This window comes from Rhodococcus sp. OK519, from assembly GCF_003051005.1.
GTDB lineage: Bacteria > Actinomycetota > Actinomycetes > Mycobacteriales > Mycobacteriaceae > Prescottella.
The window spans coordinates 206038-226435 of the sequence record NZ_QAOW01000010.1; the positions used below are offsets into that span (position 1 = coordinate 206038).

Consider the following 20398-nt stretch of genomic DNA (forward strand, 5'->3'; position numbering starts at 1 on the left):
TCCTACCCCAGCATTCGGTCGGCGACGGCGGACTGGCGCGCCGCGATGCGGGCAGCGAAATCCTCCGGCGTGATCTTGTTGTGCTCGTGGAACGGGAGTTTCGCGGCGATTTGGTCGAACTTGACCACCTCGACGGTGGGGCCGTCCTCGGCCGTGAACTCGCGAGACGTTCGCTGCCACCGGAACTGCAGGTAGCCGCGCGGGTGACCGAGGGCCTCGAGCCAGTTGGCGACGCCCGGGTTCCGCTCGCTGAGGACCATCCGGATCATGCCGTCCGGGTCGACCTGTGCCTGAGTGTTGTTCAGCGACGTCTGGTGGCTGATGTACTCGAACGAGATGTACCAGAGGCTGCCCAGCTGGAATCCCTGGTACGGCGCATCGGACTTCGGGACGGTGATGATCATCGCCTCGTCGTCGGCGAGCTCGTAGTGGCCCACCGACGAGTACTGCGTGGCCAGGCCTCCGGGCGTGAGCCGCGGGGCGGTCATCGTGTTCACCGGCAGGTTGTCGTAGAACCACTGCGGGAACTGCAGCCATGTCTTGACGCGGCTCACGAGCGCCTTGCCGGCGCGCGCGAAGCGCTTCTCGGTCTCTTCCTTCGTCAACGGCGGTACGGGGACGCCGATCCGGTCGGCGCGTTCGATCCGGATGGTGCCGCGCTGCTGGCTCCAGTCGCTGTAGACCTCGCGGACCACCAGTTGCGACGAACCAGGTGCGAGCGTGAAGTGGTTGCGGCGCCCGTCCGCGGGGCCCGGCCCGAACGTTGCGACGAACGTGCCGTCGTCCTCGATGTGCAGTTCGCGGTCGTCGAACGCGATCTCGCTGCCCGGCACGTTGGCGTTGGTGTAGTTGCCGCTGAGTACCTGGAAGCTCAGATCGGCGGTGGTGCCGCGAGTACCGGTGACGATGTATTCGACGTCGTCGTTGATCCGCGCGCCGAAGTACAGGGTGTCGGGGTTGTCGAGCCCCATCTTGGTGAACGGGCCGGTGCCCTGGATGAAGCCCGGATGGGTCTTCTCGGTGGCCCAGGCCGCGTGCACGGTCGCGAGGATGCCGCCGGCGAGGTACTGCATGCCCTCGAGGAGGTCCTGCTCCGACCGGATGTGGGGGGCGCTCTCGACGAGCTTCTCGGCCTCGGCGATCGCCTCGGCGAGTGGATCCGTCAGCACACCTTGCTCCTTCGATCCGTTGGTACAAATATGTACCTGGGTGGTAGAACATGCGATGGGTCAGACGATAGAACGTGTTTCAAGGAGTGGTCAATGACTTCAGGCATTGCCGAGTCCGGCGAGTCCCGCGGACGCCGTTCGCCGCCGACCGAACGGGTCGTCCAGATTCTGGACTTCCTCGTCGCCCGCGAGGAGCAGCGCTTCGGGCTGTCCGAACTGGCTCGGGCCCTGTCGATCAGCAAGCCCACGTGCCTGGGAATCCTCTCGGAACTGGTGTCGGGGGGATACCTCACGCGCGATCCGCTGTCGAAGACGTACGGCCTCGGTCCTGCGCTCATTGCCGCCGGGCGTGCCGCGCAGAGAGGCTTCGCCGTCGGGCCGATCGCGCGGGTTCAACTCGAGAACCTCGCTGACGAGTTCGGTGCCGTGTGCACCGCGTCCGCGGTGGTGGGCGACCAGGTCATGATCCTCGAGACCGTGACTCCGTCAGGAATGACGTTGGGCCGCACGGCCGCGCGGGCGGGTCAGGCGTATCCGTTCGCGCCGCCCGTCGGGCTCATGTACGTCATCTGGGGTGGCGACGACGATCTCGAGGCGTGGCTGCACCGCGAACCTGCGCTGCCGGTCGTCCTGGACCGTGACCTTCTCCAGCGCGTCGTCGACGACTGCCGGCATGTCGGGTATCTCGTCGAGCGACTGACTCCGGTCGGCCGCAAGCTCTTCTCGCTGATGGCGGGTGTCGCCGGGCGCGATCTGCCCGCGGAACTCCGTGAACTGATCGGGGAGATGGTGTCGAGCCTCGGCGAGCGCGTCTACCTCGGTGGTGAGACCGAGTCGGACGTCGACTATCCGGTGAGCCTGATCGCCGCGCCGGTCTACGACGCCGACGGCCACCAGTCGTTGGTGCTCACCCTGGACGTGGGCGGGTCGATCAACGGCGCAGAGATCGCCAAGCGAGGAGCGGCGCTCGTCGGGGCCGCAGACGCGGTGACCGCGGAAGTCGGCGGGCGGCGACCGGTCCGCCATTGACCGCGGGTGGAACCGGTTCTATTCTCGGCTCAGAGTCGAATTTCGAACCGACCCGGTACAAATGTGTACCGACCCGAGGAGTCGTGCGTGACACCACTGGCATCCCCGTCCACCTACGAGCTGTCCCACTTGCAGGCGCTCGAGGCCGAGGCGGTTCACATCTTCCGTGAGGTCGCCGCGACCTTCGAGCGCCCCGTCCTGCTGTTTTCCGGCGGCAAGGACTCGGTGGTGATGCTGCACGTCGCGGCGAAGGCGTTCTGGCCTGCGCCGCTGCCTCTGCCGGTGATGCACGTCGACACCGGCCACAACTTCGACGAGGTGATCGAGTTCCGCGACCGCACTGTGGGACGCCTGGGCTTGAGGCTCGTTGTGGCGAGCGTCGAGGACGACATCGCGGCCGGGCGAGTCATCGACGAGACCGGGCCGCGCGCCAGCCGGAACCGCCTGCAGACGCACTCGCTGCTGCGCGGCATCCGGGAGAACCGGTTCGACGCCGTGTTCGGCGGAGCGCGCCGCGACGAGGAGAAGGCCCGCGCCAAGGAGCGCGTCTTCAGCTTCCGCGACGAGTTCGGTCAGTGGGACCCCAAGTCGCAGCGCCCCGAACTGTGGAGCCTCTACAACGGCCGGCATCGCCGCGGCGAGCACATCCGGGTGTTCCCGCTGTCGAACTGGACCGAGCTCGACATCTGGCAGTACATCCTCGAGGAGGAGATCGAGCTGCCGTCGATCTATTACGCGCACCGCCGTCCGGTCGTCGAGCGCGACGGAATGCTGTTGGCGCACACGCGGTTCCTGACCCTGCTGCAAGGGGAGGAGACGCGTGACGAACTCGTGAGGTTCCGCACCGTCGGCGACGCGACGTGCACCGGCTGCGTCGAGTCGTCGGCGTCCACCGCCGCAGAAGTGGTGACCGAGGTTGCCGCCAGTCGCATCACCGAGCGCGGCGCCACCCGCGCGGACGACCGGATCTCCGAGGCCGGCATGGAAGATCGTAAGAAGGAGGGGTACTTCTGATGGCCCACACCCAGCAACTCCTCCGGGTCGCGACGGCGGGCAGCGTGGATGACGGCAAGTCGACGCTCATCGGACGGCTCCTGTACGACTCGAAGTCGATCTTCGAGGACCAACTCGAGGCCGTCGAACGCAGCAGCCGTGAGCGCGGTACCGAGTACACCGACCTGGCGCTGCTCACCGACGGGCTCCGCGCCGAGCGCGAACAGGGCATCACGATCGACGTCGCGCACCGCTACTTCGCGACGCCGCAGCGCAAGTTCATCATCGCCGATACCCCCGGCCACGAGCAGTACACCCGCAACATGGTCACCGGCGCCTCGACCGCCGATCTCGCGCTGATCCTCGTCGACGCCCGCAAGGGCGTGCTCGAGCAGACGCGTCGGCACGCGTTCCTGTCGACGCTCCTCGGGATCCCACACCTGGTCCTGTGCGTCAACAAGATGGATCTCGTCGACTGGTCGCAGGAGCGGTTCGAGGAGATCAAGGACGAGTTCGGTCAGTTCGCGACCAAACTCGACGTCCACGACCTCACGTTCATCCCGGTGTCGGCCCTCAAGGGCGACAACATCGTCACCCGCACCGAGAACATGCCGTGGTACGAGGGTTCGTCACTGCTGCACCACCTCGAGGACGTGCACATCGCGTCCGACCGCAACCTCATCGACGCCCGGCTGCCGGTGCAGTACGTCATCCGGCCGCAGCGGCAGACCGACGCCGAACTGCACGACTTCCGCGGCTACGCGGGCACCGTGGCCAGCGGCGTGTTCAAGCCCGGCGACGAGGTGGTCGCGTTGCCCTCGGGCTTCACGTCGACCATCGCCGCGATCTGGGGGCCCGGCGGCGAGCCCGTCAAGGAGGCGTTCGCGCCGTCTGCGGTGTGTGTGCAACTCGCCGACGACCTCGACGTGAGCCGCGGCGACACACTGTGTCGGCCCAATAACCGGCCGCTCGTCGGCCAGGAACTCGACGCGATGGTCTGCTGGCTCACCGAGCAGTCGTCGCTGAGGCCCGACGCTCGATACACCGTGCTGCACACCACCCGTGCCACCAAGGCGCAGGTGGTCCGACTCGATTACCGACTCGACGTCAACACCCTGCACCGCGACGAGACCGCACAGTCGCTGACGCTCAACGAGATCGGCCGCATCCAGCTCCGCACCCAGCAGCCGCTGCTGTTCGATCCGTACCGGCGCAACCGGGTGACCGGCAGCTTCATCCTCGTCGACGAGACGACCGGCAACACCGTCGCCGCCGGCATGATCACCGGACCCACCCTCAAGGAATCGAAGGTGGTGTGGCACTCGGCGGCGGTGTCCCGCGACGAGCGGGCCACCCGCGGGACGACGGTGTGGCTGACGGGACTGTCCGCATCCGGCAAGTCCACCGTCGCAGTGGAACTCGAACGTCGACTCGTCGCCGCCGGGGTGCCCGCGTATCGTCTCGACGGCGACAACCTGCGGCACGGCCTCAACGTCGACCTCGGGTTCAGTGCGCAGGACCGCGCCGAGAACGTCCGACGCGTCGGCGCCGTCGCGCAGTTGCTGGCCGACGGCGGCATGGTCGCGGTCGCGTCGCTCATCAGCCCGTACCGCGAGGATCGCGATCGGGTGCGCCGGCTGCACGAGGAGGCCGGCCTGCCGTTCGTCGAGGTGTTCGTCGACACCCCGATCGAAGAGTGCGAGGCGCGCGACCCCAAGGGCATGTACGCGAAGGCACGCGCAGGCGAAATCACCGGATTCACCGGCGTCGACGATCCGTACGAGGCGCCCGAGCACGCCGAGATGGTTCTGCGGCCCGAGGATGGGGACCCGGTCGCGCAGGCTGCCGCGATCATGGAGTATCTGAACCTGTGAGCACCGACGCCGAACTCGCCGCCGAACTCGCCGCCCGCGCGGGAGATCTCCTACTGGACCTGCGCGCCCGCGAACTGGGGGAGACTCCGCTCGACACCGCGGCCGCCAAGGAACTGGGCCGACGCGGCGACAAGGCCGCCAACGCCCTCCTGCTGGAGGCACTCGCGGCCGAACGTCCCGACGACGCCGTGCTGTCCGAGGAGTCTGCGGACGACGCTGCGCGACTGGAGAACCCGCGCGTGTGGATCATCGACCCGCTCGACGGCTCCCGCGAGTACGGCCTGGCCGGACGATCCGACTGGGCAGTACACGTCGCACTGTGGGATCGCGGAGCGGGCATCACCGCCGCCGCGGTCGCGCAACCCGCGCGCGGTGAGGTCTACGTCAGCGGAGTTGCGCGGGCGACGCCGTCGGGCCGCGACCGTCCCCGAATTCTGGTGAGCGACAGCCGGCCTCCGGAGTTCGTCGGTGCGCTTGCGCGCCGGGTGGGCGCCGATGTCGCACCCATGGGCTCGGCGGGGGCGAAGGCCATGGCGGTCCTGCGCGGCGACGCCGACGCGTACGTGCATGCCGGCGGGCAGTGGGAGTGGGATTCGGCCGCCCCGGTCGGCGTCGCACTCGCGGCCGGACTGCACTGCTCCCGCATCGACGGGACGCCGCTGCAGTACAACGAGGCGCACCCCTATCTGCCGGACCTGCTGATCTGCCGACGCGATCTCGCCGTGCCACTGCTCGCGGGCATCGCCGAGGAGACCGGCGGGCCCACCGACAGCCCACGTGTGGCGATGGCGCGCGAGTACCTCGACTCGCTCGTCACACACGACGCGAGCAAGGTGCGCCTCGCCCGGCACTGTCACCGCTACGAGAACGGCCAGCGCACAGGCGACTCCGGAGACGAGATCCGCTCGATGCTCGAGACCGGTGGGCAGTACCGGCCGATCAGCGGCATCCGGGATCTCGAGTTCCGCGAGTGGGGTGCCGATGTTGTCGCCCGATTCCTACTCGACATGACCGCCGGCCGCGATACCTTGACCGTCGCGATCACCGAGCACTTCGCTATCCCCAGCGCGGAGATCGAGGCGATCACCGCGATCATCGAACCCCGGCCGTAGAGTCATGCGCTCGGCGCCTCGCGCGCGAGTGAGGCGCCGAGCGCGTCGAGCAGCAGATTGGTGCCCTCCTCGCGGGACCGGGCGTTGTCGTGGCCGTCGAGGAACACGCCCTGCTCCGTCATGACCAGGCGGGTGCCGTTGCCGGACGAGAAGAACTCGATCGTCGCCAGTGACACCGACGTCCGGACGTCGTCCATGTGCATGTCGTACGTGTAGACGATCCGTTCGTTCGGGACGATGTCCTGGTACGTCGCGGAAAACGCGTGTACGGGGCCGCCTTTCGCGCCGCCGCTGACGGTTTCTCGCCCACCCACTCGGAAATCCATCGTGGCGGCGTTCGACACCCACTCGTCGGGGTGGGTGAACCAGCGCGCTTTCGCGTCGGGATCGGCGAACGCGTGGAACACGCGGGCGGGGCGGGCGTCGTAGACGCGTTCGATGACGAATGTGGAATGGGTGACAGATCGGGTGGTCACGGAGACTCCTCGATTCTCGGTGCAGCGTCAGGCTCGGCGAGGTACTCGCCGAGCCGGTCGAGGCGACGCTCGGTACTCGTGCGTCGCCCGGCAATCCACTGCCCGGCCCCGTCCAGGGCATCCGGCGCGAGATGGCAGGTCCGGGTGCGGCCGATCTTCTCCGACCGCACCAGGCCACTGGCCTCGAGTACCTGGAGATGCTGCACGACGGCGGGCAGCGACATGTCGAGCGGGGCCGCGAGTTCGCTGACCGTCGCCGGGCTGCGGCTCAGCCGCTCGACCATCCCGCGTCGACTCGGATCCGACAGAGCGTGGAACACCCCGTCGAGCGGCGCGGAATACTTAAGCACGTACTTAAGTATTCCCGCTCGGCGACCGAAGTCAAGGCGTCGAAGCGAAGGCGATGACTGTCAGAAGCGCAGCGCCATCGGACCCGGATTCCACAGCCCCGAGCGCCGCTCCGACACCGTCGTGACCTCGGCGGGTACCGCGGACTCGTCGCGCGGAGTGAACCGTTCGATCTGGCCCCAGTCGCGGCGCCAGTCGTGATTCAGATACGACGGGATCGTCTCGGCCGACAACAGCTGATCGGTCCAGCCCAGCGGGCCGCCGCCGTAGTGGTCCTGCCACCGGTTCGTCGAGACCGCGCCGGGGCGGTCGGGAAGGATTCGGTAGCCGGGAACCTCGGCGACACCGTTCAGGTGCGAGAAGGGCTGCTGGCACGGGAACTGGAGTCCCACGGCCCAGTCCGCGAGCACCGGGGTGTCGGAGCCGACGACCGCCTGGAGGGTTCGCGTCTGCGGAACGCGCGGCGGAGTGACCGCGAGCCATTGATCGGGATCGCGGTCCTCGTCGGCGGCGACGAGACGGACCGCGTCGGCTTCCCCGGGCAACTGATTCAGCGGGACCCGCACGTTGCGCCACGACGGCTCGGGCCCGATGTCGAAGGGCAGAGCCCGGCCCAGGACGTCCACCGAACCGTCGGGCCGGCGGACACCGTACTCGAGTTCCAGGTCCTGGCCGTACGTGACAATGCCGTCGGAGTCCGTCGAGCGGATCCGCCCGGCGACGGCAATCGAGACGATGTCGCCGCGGGTGCCGTCGTCGCCGACGGCCGGCAGACCGTACCAGCCGCTGACCAGCGTCGCGGCGGTCTGCTCGCCGGTGCGGTAGCTACCGAGCACGGGCGTGGTGGCGGGGTCGAGCCCGTACGGCAGCGCGACGGTGCTGCCGTTGATGCCCACCGAGCCCTCACCGCCGCCCGTTCCGGCCGCGGTGTCGGTCGTGGTGGTCGTCGTGTCGGGGTTGACCAGGTTCGCGGTGCCCGACGCCGCGGTCTCCGCATCGGCGCTGAGATCCGAGGCGACGCCGCCCGGTCGGAAGCCGGTGGACTCGGTGCCCGCGAGCGTGGTCGCCACGTCGCCCGAGAGCGGTCGCAGCATCGACGCGTTCGGATCGGACTCGAGCAGCACGTCGTTCGCGAGCCCGCAGTTCTGGCCACGCAGCGCATCGAAGTTCGATCTGCCGACCGAGTACGCGGGGTACTGGCTCACCGCGCCCTTCGCGAGTGAGAGCACCTCGAACAACACCATCGCGGCGGCGGCGATCGTCAGCGGCGGCAGCGCCCACAACCGCCTGGTGCGGGAACCCGGTGCGGGGACAGGGGACTCGCGGAGGTGACACCACGTCGCGACCCCGACCATCAGGATCGCCCCTCCGAACAGGACGGTCGCGGCGCCGGTGCCTGCGAGCGACGGCGGCTTGTCGAACCACGGCACACCCCACGCCGAGACGTACCAGTAGTTGTTCGTTCCGATGAAGGTCATCGCCAGGAGGAACAGGACTCCCGCTGCGAACAGTGCGCGGTTTCGGGGCGAGCGCAGCACGGCCGTGCCGACGGCGACGGCCGTGAGCACGGCGAGGGCACCCGCCAGTCCGGCGAAGATTCCGAGATGATGCGTCCACTTGGTGGGCGTGAACATCATCAGGGCGACGGCGCCGAGCGTGACTCCGATGATGCGGCGCGACGGACCGGCCGAGGTGCCGGGGATGCGTCCTCCCTTGCGGAGGATCGCGAGGATGCCGACCGCGAGTCCCAGGAACATCACGAAGATGCCGAACCGTCGCGAGAGGGAACCGTCGGCGGTGTCGTTGAGCAGCCACTGGTAGCGCAGGTTCTCGCTGAACCACTTCTCGCTCGGCCCGCCGGCGACGTGCGCGTCCTGCATGGCCGGGACGACCGCGAGTGTCTGGTCGGCGAAGATCGCGACGAGGATGACGGTGCCGGACGCCAGGATCGGCAGCAGCAGTGCCGCAAAGCCGACGGTCTTGGCGCGAGCGATGACGATCCGCAGCAGCGGGCGCAGCCCCGCGAGCAGTGCAGCGAAACAGATGACGCCGGACGGCCCGACCGAGAGTGTCGCCGCGGCGACGAGGATCGCAACCGCCACCGGCAGCAGTCGCCGGGTCGCGATCGCCCGTTCCACCGAGCACCAGGTGAGCAGCACGCCGGCCGCGACCATCGGTTCCGGACGCAGGCCGTTGTTGTACGGCAACCACACCGCGAGGAAGGCCAGGGCGCCGGTCCACAACACGATCCTGTTCGACCGCGCCGCCGCACCCAGTCGGGGCACCACCTCCCGGCTGAGCACCAGCCACGTCACGATGCCGGCGACCAGCGCAGGCAGGCGCACCCACACGCTGGCGTTCCAGATGTCGTCCAGCCAGCCGAAGACGTAGTAGTACGGGGTGCCGAACGGGGTCTCCGGCACGCCGAAGTAGCGGAAGTAGTTGGACATGTAGCCGGACGACTGCGCCGAGCGGGCCATCGTGTACTGGTAGCCGTCGTCGGCGGTGGTCGCCCCGATGAAGTGCCACAGCACCAGCGTTCCGATGACGGCGACGTCCACGACCCCGAAGCGCCACCACCGGGCGGGCAGGAATCGGCGTGCCCGACGGCCGTCCGTGAGGTCGAGTCGGTGCAGCGCGACCAGTGCCAGCAGCGTGGCCAGCACGGTCACGACCATCGCGAAGATCTTGACCAGCGTCGGCGTCGTCGAGAACCGAGTGTCGAGCGGAGCGGTCACTTCCAGGCCTGCCGGCGCGGCACCCTCGAGATCGCTGAACACGCCGACCATCTGCGGGCGGACATCGCTGTCGACGGTCTTCGTCGTCAACTCCCCGCCGGGACCGGTGATCGACGCCGTCGTCCTTACCGACGTGGACGAGACCACGATCGCGCAATCCTTGCCCCGCAGTTCCGAGAGCGGAGTCGAGATCAGCGACCTGTCGCGCAGGATCACGTCGAGGCGGGCGGGCGCGGACTCCGACCCGGCGACAGTCTTGGCGATGAGGCCGTACTGTTCGGTTCCCGGCGCGCCGGCGGGGATCGTCGAGACCAGCACGCCGCCGGAGTCGAGACCGGCGGCCGTCGCACACGGGATCCGCGCGTCGAAGGTGAAGGGCGCGTACGAGACCAGGGGCGCCTCGACGCTGCGCGTCGACCCGTTCTGAGGCCACGAGAGCGTCGACTGGTCCTGGTTGACCGGCAGCAGCGGGATCGCCACGGCCGACAGCACGCCGATGATGCCGGCGAGGATGGCAATCAGCCGTGCGCGCCGAACGTCCCACCACCCCTGCCGTGCAGGTTCGGGTTCTCGTGACGCCTTCTTTGCGGATGCATGTTCCGCCCCCACCATGCTGTCGACCACGAGAAGGGATGGTAACCGCAATCACACTTTCCGCCGCGCGCCCGCACCGTGCCGCCCCGGATTCCGGCAATTCGCCGGGTACAACGGACGGATGAAGGTCTACACCGGAACCGATCCCGCGATGAACCTGTCGGATGTGGCCGTCTTCGCGCGGCGCGCCGAAGCGACCGGCTACGACGGCTTGCACGTCTCGGAAACGGTGCACGACCCGTTCCTCCTCGCACTGCTGGCGCTGCAGGCGACCGAACGGATCGTGGTCCGCACCTCCATCGCGCTCGCCTTCGTGCGCAGTCCACTGCTGACCGCCTACACCGCCTGGGACCTGTCGAAGATGTCCGGCGGGCGATTCCACCTGGGCCTCGGCAGCCAGATCAAGCAGAACATCGAGGAGCGGTACGCGATGCCGTGGACCGCGCCCGCCGCGGCGATGCGCGAGTACGTCGGCGTCGTGCGGGCCTCGTTCGAGACGTTCCGGACCGGGGAACTCGTTGCGTACGAGGGGGATCGGTACCGCTTCACCCGGATGCAGCCGTACTTCAACCCGGGCCCGGACGACGACACCGCGGTCCCGCCGATCTATCTCGGTGGCGTCGGGCAGCGCATGTGCCGGGTCGTGGGGGAGTGCGCAGACGGCCTCGTGACCCACCCCACCAACTCCGATCCGCAGTACCTCGCCGAAGAATGCCTCCCCGCCGTCGCCGAGGGCGCAGCGGCGGTGGGGCGCTCACTCGACGGGTTCGACGTCGTCGCCGGGTTGCAGGTCATCACCGGGTCAACCGACGCGGACGTCGCCGACGAACGCGAACGACGCCGCAAACTGTTCGCGTTCCTGTACTCGACGCCCGCCTACCGCGGTGCGCTCGAGCGTCACGGGTTTCCCGGCCTCCAGGCACAACTCGCCGACCTGGTACGCCGTGCGGACTGGGACCGGTTGCGCGACATCGTGACCGACGACGTCCTCTCCGCGATCGTCCCGACCGCGCGCTACGACACTCTGGCCGCCGCGATCCGCGGACGTCTGGACGGCGTCGCACAGGGTGTCACGCTGGCGCTACCCGAGAACCCCGATCAGGATCGTCGGATGGCCGACGTGGTCGCCGAGTTGCAAACCGGATAGGGAGTGGAATGAGTCGTCTCGCTCGGATCGTGCCCGCGCTCGCGGCGTTGGTGTGCGGCGCGCTGGCCGGTCGCGTGCTGTGGTCGCCGGTGCCCGACGACTTCATCGGTGGCGAGAGCGCGCTGCCCGCGGTTCTCGTAGCGAACGGGGCTGGCGTCGCGTGTGCTGGTGTCATTGCCGTTCTGGTCACCGTGGCGCTGACACGACGGCGGTCGGTGACGCTGGTGGCGGCCACAGCCCTGGCGGGACTGCTGCTGCTCATGTTGCCGGATGTCTGGTTGTACCCCGAGGACCCAGCGGTTCTCCTGTACTCGAATGCCGTTGGCGCAGGCCTGGTCCTGGCGGCGATCTCACCTCTTGCCGCTCGCGACCGAAACTCTCAGGCAGGGCTCGCGGCGGGCGCCGTGAGCGCCTTCCTGCTGTCGGCCGCCTATGCCGAAGTGCGTGGCTTCAGGGCCGCGGACTTCGGTTGGACCGCCTACACCCCGCTGACGTCACGGGCGCCCGTGGAGCAGTCGGGTGTGGTGGGCCTGTGGCTAGTCGTCGTTGCGGCGGTTCTGGTCGTCCTGGCCGTTCTCCTCGACCGTGGAACGTCGTGGACGGGGCGGGTCGACACCCGATGGCTCGCAGTCGCCGTCGCACTGCCCGTCGCGGCTTTCGCGGCCAACTGGATCCTGATCGAGTCGGAAGCGCGGCCCGAGTGGTGGTATCCGTACGTCGGTGTGACGGTGGCGCTCGTCGCTTGGGTCGCGTGGCAGCTGCCGGGGCGCGACGGGCAGGTGGTGTTCGCCGGTGCCGCCGTTCTCGCCGCAGCGGTCGGGGGAACGCCGTGGATGAGCACCGAATGGTGGGCCCTCGCAATTCCCGCCGCGTTGATCATGGTCGGGCTGGTGGTGGGCCTCCGATGGCCGGTCCCGGCGGTCGGCTTCGGGCTCCTCGCGATCACTGCCGCGGTCTTGCTGGTGGACCCAGAATCGTCGTCGGACGTCCCCGCGATCGCCTACATGTTTCTGCTTCCCGTCGCCGCGGGATACGCGGTCGGGTCCTGCCTTCCCGCCTCGGCGCCGGCAGCGACGGTCGGACTGTCACTGCCGTTCACAGTCGGGATTCCGGGCGTGGTCGCAACGGCCTGGACGATGACCGGACGTTATGCGGATTATGCGCCCGCGTCGGTCTTCGAGCGGTCGGCGTCGGTGTCTGTGCCTGCCGCGCTCGCTGCAGTCGCAGTGATCGTCGTGTGCGGCGTGGGCGCGTGGGGTCTGGAACTGCGGTCGGGCGCACGCTGACGCGGCGAACAATCCCAGGAAACGGCTGAAGGCCCCACTCTCGAAAGAGTGGGGCCTTCTCTGTGCCCCCGGCAGGATTCGAACCTGCGGCCTTTCGCTCCGGAGGCGAACGCTCTATCCCCTGAGCTACGGGGGCGCACCGGAAATCCGGTGTGCCAGTGGGCGATGTTAGCGTAGCGCATTGTCGCCGATCGTCCACATCGGCTGCTAGACCGCCGTTTTTCTCGCGGCTCCGGCCCTGGTGCGGCGGCGCGGAACGAGTCCGGGCGGCGCACCCGCTGGGGGAGCGCCGCCCGGTGACGGTCGGTGGCCGATCTCTAGTTCATCGGCAGCGGAGCCGCGTTCCGCTCCGTCAGCATGCTCGTGATGAGCGTCGCCTCACCCTGCTGGGTCGAGACCATCTTCTTCGCGAGATTCCGGACCGCCGGAACGTCCGCGTACTGCTCGGCGTACTCCATCATCGGGAGACCGCCCTGATGGTGCCGCAGCATCAACTGCAGGAACATCACGTCCAGCGCCGGGCCCGAGGCCTGGCCGAGCGCGGCCATCTCCTCGGGGCTGGCCATGCCGGGCATCTTGCTGCTGTCGTGGCCTTCGGGGGCGCCGGCCGCGGCGGTGCCGTGGCCCGAATGTCCACCGTGCCCGTCGCTTTCGGTCATCCACGTCATGTAGCCGTCGGTCGGCAGCGGCGCCCGATCCCACAGCGCCAGCCAACCCTGCATCTGACCGACCTGGTTCTGCTGGCTGGTCAGGATGTCGAAGGCCAGACTCTTGACCTTCTGGTCGGTCGACTTCGTCAGCGCGATGGTCGCCATGTCGATCGCCTGATTGTGGTGAATGGTCATGTCCTGCGAGAACCCGACGTCAACCGAGTCTGCGGCGGGAATCGGCGCGCCATTCTCGTCGATCGGCAAGCGCGCGAAGAATCCCAGCGCGAAACCGATCGCGAGGACCCCGATCAGTCCGAGGACCGCGAGAGCAGTCCGCTGACTGCGCTTGCCCGGTTCGGTGGTGATCTCGGACGGCGTCTCGATATCGGTCATCGCGTCGATCAGCCGTTCCCGCCGGCAGCGGGCGCGGGAGCCTGCTGCAGCTCGGTCGGCATCGGGAGACCCGACGGCACGCCGGCCGCGCCGCCGACCTCGTTGGCGTCCGGCGTGATGCCACCGCCGTCCATCGGAACCGCGTCGGGGCCCGGGGCGCTCGCGTCGAACGCCGGCGGGTTGGCCGGGTCGAAGGAGCCGGGAATCGTCGAGCAGCTGGCGCCGACCTCGGGGTAGGCGTAGCGGTTGAGGCGCAGCGCCTTGATGAACTGGTCGATGCGCTCGTCGTCGGCGTTGTCGACCTTGAGCTGGTGGCCCCACGACTGCACCGAGATCGGCGAGTCCAGGCCCGGGTACGGCGACATCAGCATGTAGCCGTCGCGCGAGCTCGCGCGCTCCTCGAGCTGCTGGCGCTGGGCGTCGTCGAGCTTGTCGGGGTTGTACGCGATCCAGACGGCGCCGTGCTCGAGCGAGTGCACTGCGTTCTCGGTGCGGATCGGATCGGCGTACACGGTGCCGGTGCACGTTGCCCACACGGAGTCGTGCGGACCGCCGAACGGCGGGGTCTGGTCGTACGCGACCCGCTGGGTCGACTCGACGTGCACGCCCGCCGGGTAATCGACCTTCACGACACCGTCGATCGCCGTCGACGGATCCTGATTCGACTCCGACGGGGTGAACTTCGCCACCGCCTGCTGATCCTGGTACTTCGGGACGATGTTGACGGCAAGAATGCCGATCAGCCCGACGACTACGACGACTGCGCCGATGGTCAGCCAGGGAATCTGACGCGACGCGCCGCCTCCGCGCGTGGAAGCGGGCACACCGCCCTGCTTCTTCTTGGCTGCCTTGATCGCCTTGGCTGACTTGGCCCCCGTCTTGTTACTGCCGGGACCGCGATTTTCCGAACCGCTGGGCATCGATGTGTGCTCTTTCGGTGATGGGACACAGGGCGTCCCCGAAGGGTCGGGAGCCTCCCCGGTCCCCCTCAGGCTTCCCCACTGTACGTTCCGACCCTGAGGGAATCCTTGGAGAGAGGGTGATACTGGGTAAACGGCGCGCTGATCCAGGCAATAAGATGAACTCCTGTGACTCCAGCCGACCTTGCCGAACTGCTCCGAGGGACCGCCGCGAAGGTGCTCGCCGAGCACGGACTCGACGTTTCCGTACTGCCCGCGACACTGACGGTCGAGCGTCCCCGCAACCCCGAGCACGGCGACTATGCCACGAATGTGGCGATGCAGCTCGCCAAGAAGGTCGGCACGAATCCGCGTGATCTCGCCACCTGGCTCGCCGCGGCGCTGACCGCGTCCGCCGGAATCGAGTCCGCCGAGGTTGCCGGGCCCGGCTTCCTCAACATTCGCCTCGCCGCCGACGCGCAGGGCGCGATCGTCGCGAAGGCTCTGGAAGCCGGCGGCACGTTCGGCGCCGGCGACGCCCTCGCCGGCAAGCGCATCAACCTGGAGTTCGTCTCCGCGAATCCCACCGGACCCATCCATCTCGGTGGCACTCGCTGGGCCGCCGTCGGCGATGCACTCGGCCGGATCCTGGCGACGCAGGGTGCCGACGTCACCCGTGAGTACTACTTCAACGACCACGGCGCCCAGATCGACCGCTTCACGCGCTCGCTGATCGCGGCGGCAAAGGGTGAGCCCGCTCCCGAGGACGGGTACGCCGGTGCGTACATCGGCGACATCGCCACCGAGGTCCAGACGCAGGCCCCCGACGTTCTCGACCTGCCCGAGACCGAGCAGCACGAGACTTTCCGGTCCATCGGCGTCGAGTTGATGTTCGAGCACATCAAGCGCACGCTGCACGAATTCGGCGTCGATTTCGACGTCTACTTCCACGAGAACTCGCTGTTCGAGTCCGGTGCGGTGGAGAAGGCCGTCGAGACCCTCAAGGGCTCCGGCAACCTGTACCACGAGGACGGCGCCTGGTGGCTCAAGAGCACCGACTTCGGTGACGACAAGGATCGCGTCGTCATCAAGTCGGACGGCAACGCCGCGTACATCGCCGGCGACATCGCCTACTTCCAGGACAAGCGGGCCCGCGGCTTCGACCTGTGCATCTACATGCTCGGTGCCGACCACCACGGCTACATCGGCCGCCTCAAGGCCGCCGCGGCCGCGTTCGGCGACGACCCCGACACCGTCGAGGTCATGATCGGCCAGATGGTGAACCTCGTTCGCGGCGGCGTCGCCGTGAAGATGAGCAAGCGTGCCGGCACGGTCATCACGCTCGACGATCTGGTCGAGTCGATCGGCGTCGACGCCGCCCGCTACTCGCTGGTGCGCTCGTCGGTGGACCAGAGCATCGACATCGATCTCGAGCTGTGGGCCAGCACCACCAACGAGAATCCCGTCTACTACGTGCAGTACGCCCACGCGCGCCTCTGCTCGATCGCCCGCAACGCCGCCGACCTGGGGCTCAGTGCGGAGAACCCGAACCTCGGCCTGCTCACGCACGACCGCGAGGGCGATCTCATCCGGACCATCGGTGACTACCCGGGCGTGGTCGCGAAGGCGGCCGACCTGCGCGAGCCGCACCGCATCGCCCGCTACCTCGAGGAGCTGGCCGGCACCTACCACCGGTTCTACGACGCCTGCCGCGTCCTTCCTCAGGGCGACGAGGAGGCTGGCGAGCTGCACGCTGCGCGTCTGGCACTGTGCGCCGCGTCGCGTCAGGTCCTCGCCAACGGCCTCGCGCTGCTCGGCGTCAGCGCTCCGGAGCGGATGTGAACGCGCACCCCGCCGGCCCCCGGCACGCCGAGATCCAGCACGCCCCCGGACTGCCGCCGCGCCCCGCAGCGCCGTCGGAGATGACGACGCTGCCCGAAAAGGTGTGGCCACGCAGCGCGGAGCGCGGCGCCGACGGTGTCGTCCGTATCGCCGGTGTCCCGGTGACCGAACTGGCCGAGAAGTACGGCACGCCGCTGTTCGTGGTGGACGAGGACGACTTCCGGTCCCGCTGCCGCGAGATGGCGCGCGCCTTCGGCGGTGCCGATCGGGTGCACTACGCGTCGAAGGCGTTCCTGTCCGCCGAGATCGCGCGCTGGGTGCGCGACGAGGGCCTGTCGATGGACGTCGCGTCGGGGGGTGAACTGGCCGTCGCGCTGCACGCGGACTTCCCGGCCGAACGCATCACGATGCACGGCAACAACAAGTCTGTCGCCGAACTCGACACCGCAGTCGCCGCCGGCGTCGGCCACATCGTGCTCGACTCGATGGTCGAGATCGACCGGCTCGACGAGGTCGCCGCGCGACTCGGCGTCGTGCAGGACGTCCTGATCCGCATCACCGTCGGTGTCGAGGCCCACACGCACGAGTTCATCGCGACCGCCCACGAGGACCAGAAGTTCGGCTTCTCCCTGTCCGGCGGTAAGGCCATGGAGGCCGTCGAGCGTGTCTTCGCGACCGGCAACCTCCGCCTCGTGGGTTTGCACAGCCACATCGGTTCGCAGATCTTCGAGGTCGACGGCTTCGAGCTGGCCGCGCACCGCGTCATCGGGCTCATGCGGCAGATCGTCGACCGCTTCGGCGCCGAGAAGACGTCGCAGGTGTCGATCGTCGACCTCGGCGGCGGTCTCGGGATCTCGTACCTGTCCAGCGACAATCCGCCGCCGGTCGACGAGCTCGCGGCCAAGCTGGCGCACATCGTGGCCACCGAGTCCGCAGCGGCGAATCTGCCGGTGCCGACCCTCATGGTCGAGCCCGGCCGCGCCATCGCCGGCCCCGGGACCGTGACGCTGTACGAGGTGGGCACGATCAAGGACGTCACCCTCGACGGTGGCGCGACGCGGCGGTACATCAGCGTCGACGGCGGCATGAGTGACAACATTCGTACGTCGCTCTACCAGGCCGAATACGACGCCCGCCTCGTCTCGCGGGACAGCGCCGGCGCGCCGGTCGTCTCGCGTGTGGTGGGTAAGCACTGTGAGAGTGGCGACATCGTCATCCGCGATGCCTGGATGCCGGATGATCTAGGTCCAGGAGATTTGCTCGCCGTCGCCGCGACGGGCGCATACTGCTATTCGATGTCCAGCCGGTACAACCTGCTCACCCGTCCTGCGGTGGTGGCAGTGCGAGACGGCGCCTCACGCCTAATCTTGCGTAGGGAAACTGTGGAAGATCTGCTCAGCTTGGAGGTTTCGGAGTGACCAGCGAATCGGCGCAGCGCGCCATCGGGGTGGCTGTTCTCGGCCTCGGGACCGTGGGCAGCGAGGTGGCTCGCATCATCCGTGAGCACTCGACCGACCTGGAGGCCCGAGTCGGCGCGCGGCTGGAGCTGCGCGGTGTCGCGGTCCGCCGCATCGACGGTGACCGCGGCCTGCCGCCGGAACTGCTCACGACGGACGCCGAGTCGCTGGTGACCCGAGACGACGTCGATGTCGTCGTCGAGGTCATCGGTGGCATCGAGTTGCCGCGCAAGCTCGTGCTCGCGGCGCTCAACGCGGGCAAGTCCGTGGTGACCGCCAACAAGGCGCTGCTCGCGGAGTACACGGGCGAGCTCGCCGAGGCCGCAGAGCGTCAGAGCGTGGACCTGTACTTCGAGGCTTCGGTGGCCGGTGCGATCCCGGTGATCCGCCCGTTGACGCAGTCGCTCGCCGGTGATCGCGTGGACCGTGTCCTCGGCATCGTCAACGGCACCACCAACTTCATCCTCTCGGCGATGGACGAGACCGGCGCCGACTACGGCGAGACGCTCGCCGAGGCCGGCCGCCTGGGCTACGCCGAGGCGGATCCGACGGCCGACGTCGAGGGCTTCGACGCTGCCTCGAAGGCCGCGATCCTCGCGTCGATCGCGTTCCACACGCGGGTCACCGCGGGCGATGTATACCGCGAGGGCATCTCGAAGATCACGTCCGACGACCTCGACGCCGCCAAGTCGCTGGACTGCACGATCAAGCTGCTGTCGATCTGCGAGCGGATCGTCGATGCGGACGGCGGCGAGCGTGTCTCCGCCCGCGTGTACCCGGCCCTGGTCCCGCGTGAGCACCCGCTCGCCGGGGTCAACGGTGCGTACAACGCTGTCGTCGTCGAGTCGGCGAACGCCGGCCGCCTGATGTTCTACGGACAGGGTGCGGGCGGTGCCCCCACCGCGTCGGCCGTCATGGGCGACCTCGTCATGGCGGCCCGCAACAAGGTCCACGGTGGCCGTGGGCCGCGCGAGTCCAAGTACGCGAAGCTGCCGATCGCGCCGATGGGTGACATCCCGACCCGCTACTACGTGAACATGCAGGTGGCCGATCGTGCCGGCGTGCTGTCGGCGGTCTCCGCCGAGTTCGCCAACCGCGGCGTCAGCATCTCCACCGTTCGGCAGGAAGGCGCCGGCGACGGCGCCCGTCTGGTAGTCGTCACCCATCTCGCCAACGACGCGGCGCTGGCGGAAACGGTTGCCGCCCTTGCCGAACTCGAATCTGTAACCGCTGTGACCAGCGTGCTCCGACTGGAAGGTACCTCCGAATGACCGGCGCCAACGCCAAGGCCGTGACCAAGACGTCCCCCGTCCACACCCCGTGGCCGGGACTGATCGAGGCCTACCGCGACCGGCTCGCGATCGGACCGAACTGGAAGACCGTCACGCTGCGGGAGGGTGGCACGCCGCTGCTGCCCGCCGCACACCTGTCGGAGCTCACCGGCTGCGACGTGTACCTCAAGGTCGAGGGTCTCAACCCCACCGGTTCCTTCAAGGACCGCGGCATGACGATGGCCGTCACCGACGCCCTCGCCCGCGGTCAGCAGGCCGTGCTGTGTGCCTCCACCGGCAACACCTCCGCCTCCGCCGCGGCGTACGCCGCCAAGGCAGGTATGGGCTGCGCGGTGCTGGTGCCGCAGGGCAAGATCGCGATGGGCAAGCTCGCCCAGGCCGTCATGCACGGTGCGCGAATCATCCAGGTGCAGGGCAACTTCGACGATTGCCTGGAGTTGGCGCGGAAGACCACCGCCGAGTTCCCGACCATCGGTCTGGTCAACTCGGTCAACCCGGTCCGGATCGAGGGCCAGAAGACCGCGGCCTTCGAGATCTGCGACGCCCTGGGCAAGGCCCCCGACGTGCACGCGCTGCCCGTCGGCAATGCCGGCAACATCACCGCATACTGGCGCGGCTACTCCGAGTACTTCGCCGACGGCATCACCTCGGTGCGCCCGCGCATGCTCGGCGTCCAGGCCGCCGGTGCCGCGCCGCTGGTGCACGGCGCCCCGGTCAAGGATCCCGAGACCATCGCGACCGCGATCCGCATCGGCGCACCCGCGTCGTGGGACGGGGCCGTCGCCGCCAAGGAAGAGTCGAACGGTGCGTTCCGCGCCGCCACCGACGAGGAGATCCTCGAGGCCTACCGTCTGATCGCCAAGACCGAGGGTGTCTTCGTCGAGCCCGCATCGGCCGCCAGCGTCGCGGGCCTGCTCGCCGCCCGCAAGGAAGGCTGGCTGGACTCGGGCCTGACCGTCGTGTGCACCGTGACCGGTAACGGCCTCAAGGACCCGGACACCGCCCTCGCCGGCATGCCCGTCGTCCAGCCGATCCCGGTCGACCCGGTCGCCGTGGCCGCGGCGCTCGAGCTGGCATAGTGACCGCGGCTCCGGACACG

General features: G+C 68.7%; 16 protein-coding genes and 1 tRNA gene. 10 read left to right on the plus strand and 7 right to left on the minus strand.

Annotated features, from left to right (window positions below; translation table 11 throughout):
• Positions 1 to 2 precede the first annotated feature (2 nt).
• Positions 3 to 1169: a hypothetical protein gene (locus C8K36_RS22040; protein WP_107986969.1), complete on the minus strand. Its 1167-nt coding sequence runs from the start codon at positions 1167 to 1169 to the stop codon at positions 3 to 5.
• Between the two features lie 93 nt (positions 1170 to 1262).
• On the opposite strand from C8K36_RS22040, the gene C8K36_RS22045 reads away from it, so the two are divergent.
• The 4 genes from C8K36_RS22045 (at position 1263) to C8K36_RS22060 (ending at position 6177) form a co-directional block, all read left to right on the plus strand.
• The gene (locus tag C8K36_RS22045) at positions 1263 to 2198 is read left to right on the plus strand and encodes an IclR family transcriptional regulator (RefSeq protein WP_107986971.1); all 936 of its coding nucleotides are present in this window, start codon (positions 1263 to 1265) and stop codon (positions 2196 to 2198) included.
• Between the two features lie 87 nt (positions 2199 to 2285).
• On the plus strand, positions 2286 to 3212 hold the full coding sequence (gene cysD / locus C8K36_RS22050) for a sulfate adenylyltransferase subunit CysD (RefSeq protein WP_107987075.1): 927 nt from the start codon (positions 2286 to 2288) through the stop codon (positions 3210 to 3212).
• Entirely contained in the window at positions 3212 to 5065 is a 1854-nt protein-coding gene (cysC, locus tag C8K36_RS22055) for an adenylyl-sulfate kinase (RefSeq protein WP_107986973.1), read from the plus strand. Before cysD ends, cysC begins: the two co-directional genes overlap by 1 nt.
• Positions 5062 to 6177, plus strand: coding sequence for a 3'(2'),5'-bisphosphate nucleotidase CysQ (locus tag C8K36_RS22060; RefSeq protein WP_107986975.1), 1116 nt, complete (start codon positions 5062 to 5064; stop codon positions 6175 to 6177). The genes cysC and C8K36_RS22060 overlap by 4 nt, the downstream gene beginning before the upstream one ends.
• Before the next feature lie 2 nt (positions 6178 to 6179).
• On the opposite strand, the gene C8K36_RS22065 is transcribed toward C8K36_RS22060, so the two are convergent.
• From C8K36_RS22065 to C8K36_RS22075, 3 genes are read right to left on the minus strand one after another with little or no spacing between them, the layout of a single operon-like run.
• Positions 6180 to 6653 carry an SRPBCC family protein gene (locus C8K36_RS22065; protein WP_107986977.1) on the minus strand — a complete coding sequence of 158 codons (474 nt, stop codon included), beginning with the start codon at positions 6651 to 6653 and terminating at the stop codon, positions 6180 to 6182.
• The gene (locus tag C8K36_RS22070; RefSeq protein WP_107986979.1) at positions 6650 to 7003 is read right to left on the minus strand and encodes an ArsR/SmtB family transcription factor; all 354 of its coding nucleotides are present in this window, start codon (positions 7001 to 7003) and stop codon (positions 6650 to 6652) included. Before C8K36_RS22070 ends, C8K36_RS22065 begins: the two co-directional genes overlap by 4 nt.
• Positions 7004 to 7063: 60 nt before the next feature.
• Positions 7064 to 10351, minus strand: coding sequence for an arabinosyltransferase domain-containing protein (locus C8K36_RS22075; protein ID WP_107986981.1), 3288 nt, complete (start codon positions 10349 to 10351; stop codon positions 7064 to 7066).
• Positions 10352 to 10454: 103 nt separating this feature from the next.
• On the opposite strand from C8K36_RS22075, the gene C8K36_RS22080 reads away from it, so the two are divergent.
• Together C8K36_RS22080 and C8K36_RS22085 are read left to right on the plus strand one after the other, a co-directional pair.
• A complete protein-coding gene (locus C8K36_RS22080; protein WP_107986983.1) occupies positions 10455 to 11480 on the plus strand; it encodes a TIGR03617 family F420-dependent LLM class oxidoreductase in 1026 nt (341 codons plus the stop codon).
• 8 nt (positions 11481 to 11488) lie between these two features.
• Positions 11489 to 12766 carry a hypothetical protein gene (locus tag C8K36_RS22085; RefSeq protein WP_107986985.1) on the plus strand — a complete coding sequence of 426 codons (1278 nt, stop codon included), beginning with the start codon at positions 11489 to 11491 and terminating at the stop codon, positions 12764 to 12766.
• Between the two features lie 63 nt (positions 12767 to 12829).
• On the opposite strand, the gene C8K36_RS22090 is transcribed toward C8K36_RS22085, so the two are convergent.
• From C8K36_RS22090 to C8K36_RS22100, 3 genes are all read right to left on the minus strand, one after another.
• A tRNA-Arg gene (locus C8K36_RS22090) sits at positions 12830 to 12902 on the minus strand.
• Positions 12903 to 13083: 181 nt separating this feature from the next.
• On the minus strand, positions 13084 to 13809 hold the full coding sequence (locus tag C8K36_RS22095) for a DUF305 domain-containing protein (protein ID WP_107986987.1): 726 nt from the start codon (positions 13807 to 13809) through the stop codon (positions 13084 to 13086).
• 8 nt (positions 13810 to 13817) lie between these two features.
• A complete protein-coding gene (locus C8K36_RS22100; protein WP_107986989.1) occupies positions 13818 to 14729 on the minus strand; it encodes a DUF3105 domain-containing protein in 912 nt (303 codons plus the stop codon).
• 168 nt (positions 14730 to 14897) lie between these two features.
• Between C8K36_RS22100 and argS the strand changes: the two genes are divergently transcribed.
• From argS to thrC, 4 genes are read left to right on the plus strand one after another with little or no spacing between them, the layout of a single operon-like run.
• Positions 14898 to 16550: an arginine--tRNA ligase gene (gene argS, locus C8K36_RS22105; RefSeq protein WP_107986991.1), complete on the plus strand. Its 1653-nt coding sequence runs from the start codon at positions 14898 to 14900 to the stop codon at positions 16548 to 16550.
• A complete protein-coding gene (lysA, locus tag C8K36_RS22110) occupies positions 16547 to 17968 on the plus strand; it encodes a diaminopimelate decarboxylase (RefSeq protein WP_107986993.1) in 1422 nt (473 codons plus the stop codon). The genes argS and lysA overlap by 4 nt, the downstream gene beginning before the upstream one ends.
• The gene (locus tag C8K36_RS22115) at positions 17965 to 19278 is read left to right on the plus strand and encodes a homoserine dehydrogenase (protein ID WP_107986995.1); all 1314 of its coding nucleotides are present in this window, start codon (positions 17965 to 17967) and stop codon (positions 19276 to 19278) included. Before lysA ends, C8K36_RS22115 begins: the two co-directional genes overlap by 4 nt.
• The gene (thrC, locus tag C8K36_RS22120) at positions 19275 to 20378 is read left to right on the plus strand and encodes a threonine synthase (RefSeq protein ID WP_107986997.1); all 1104 of its coding nucleotides are present in this window, start codon (positions 19275 to 19277) and stop codon (positions 20376 to 20378) included. Before C8K36_RS22115 ends, thrC begins: the two co-directional genes overlap by 4 nt.
• Positions 20379 to 20398 lie beyond the last annotated feature (20 nt).

Excerpts from the sequence above, each read along its gene's own strand:
- C8K36_RS22095 (WP_107986987.1), bottom strand. The coding sequence starts at position 13,809 with ATGACCGATATCGAGACGCCGTCCGAGATCACCACCGAACCGGGCAAG.
- thrC (WP_107986997.1), top strand. The coding sequence starts at position 19,275 with ATGACCGGCGCCAACGCCAAGGCCGTGACCAAGACGTCCCCCGTCCAC.
- C8K36_RS22100 (WP_107986989.1), bottom strand. The coding sequence starts at position 14,729 with ATGCCCAGCGGTTCGGAAAATCGCGGTCCCGGCAGTAACAAGACGGGG.
- C8K36_RS22085 (WP_107986985.1), top strand. The coding sequence starts at position 11,489 with ATGAGTCGTCTCGCTCGGATCGTGCCCGCGCTCGCGGCGTTGGTGTGC.
- C8K36_RS22080 (WP_107986983.1), top strand. The coding sequence starts at position 10,455 with ATGAAGGTCTACACCGGAACCGATCCCGCGATGAACCTGTCGGATGTG.
- C8K36_RS22045 (WP_107986971.1), top strand. The coding sequence starts at position 1,263 with ATGACTTCAGGCATTGCCGAGTCCGGCGAGTCCCGCGGACGCCGTTCG.
- cysC (WP_107986973.1), top strand. The coding sequence starts at position 3,212 with ATGGCCCACACCCAGCAACTCCTCCGGGTCGCGACGGCGGGCAGCGTG.
- C8K36_RS22075 (WP_107986981.1), bottom strand. The coding sequence starts at position 10,351 with ATGGTGGGGGCGGAACATGCATCCGCAAAGAAGGCGTCACGAGAACCC.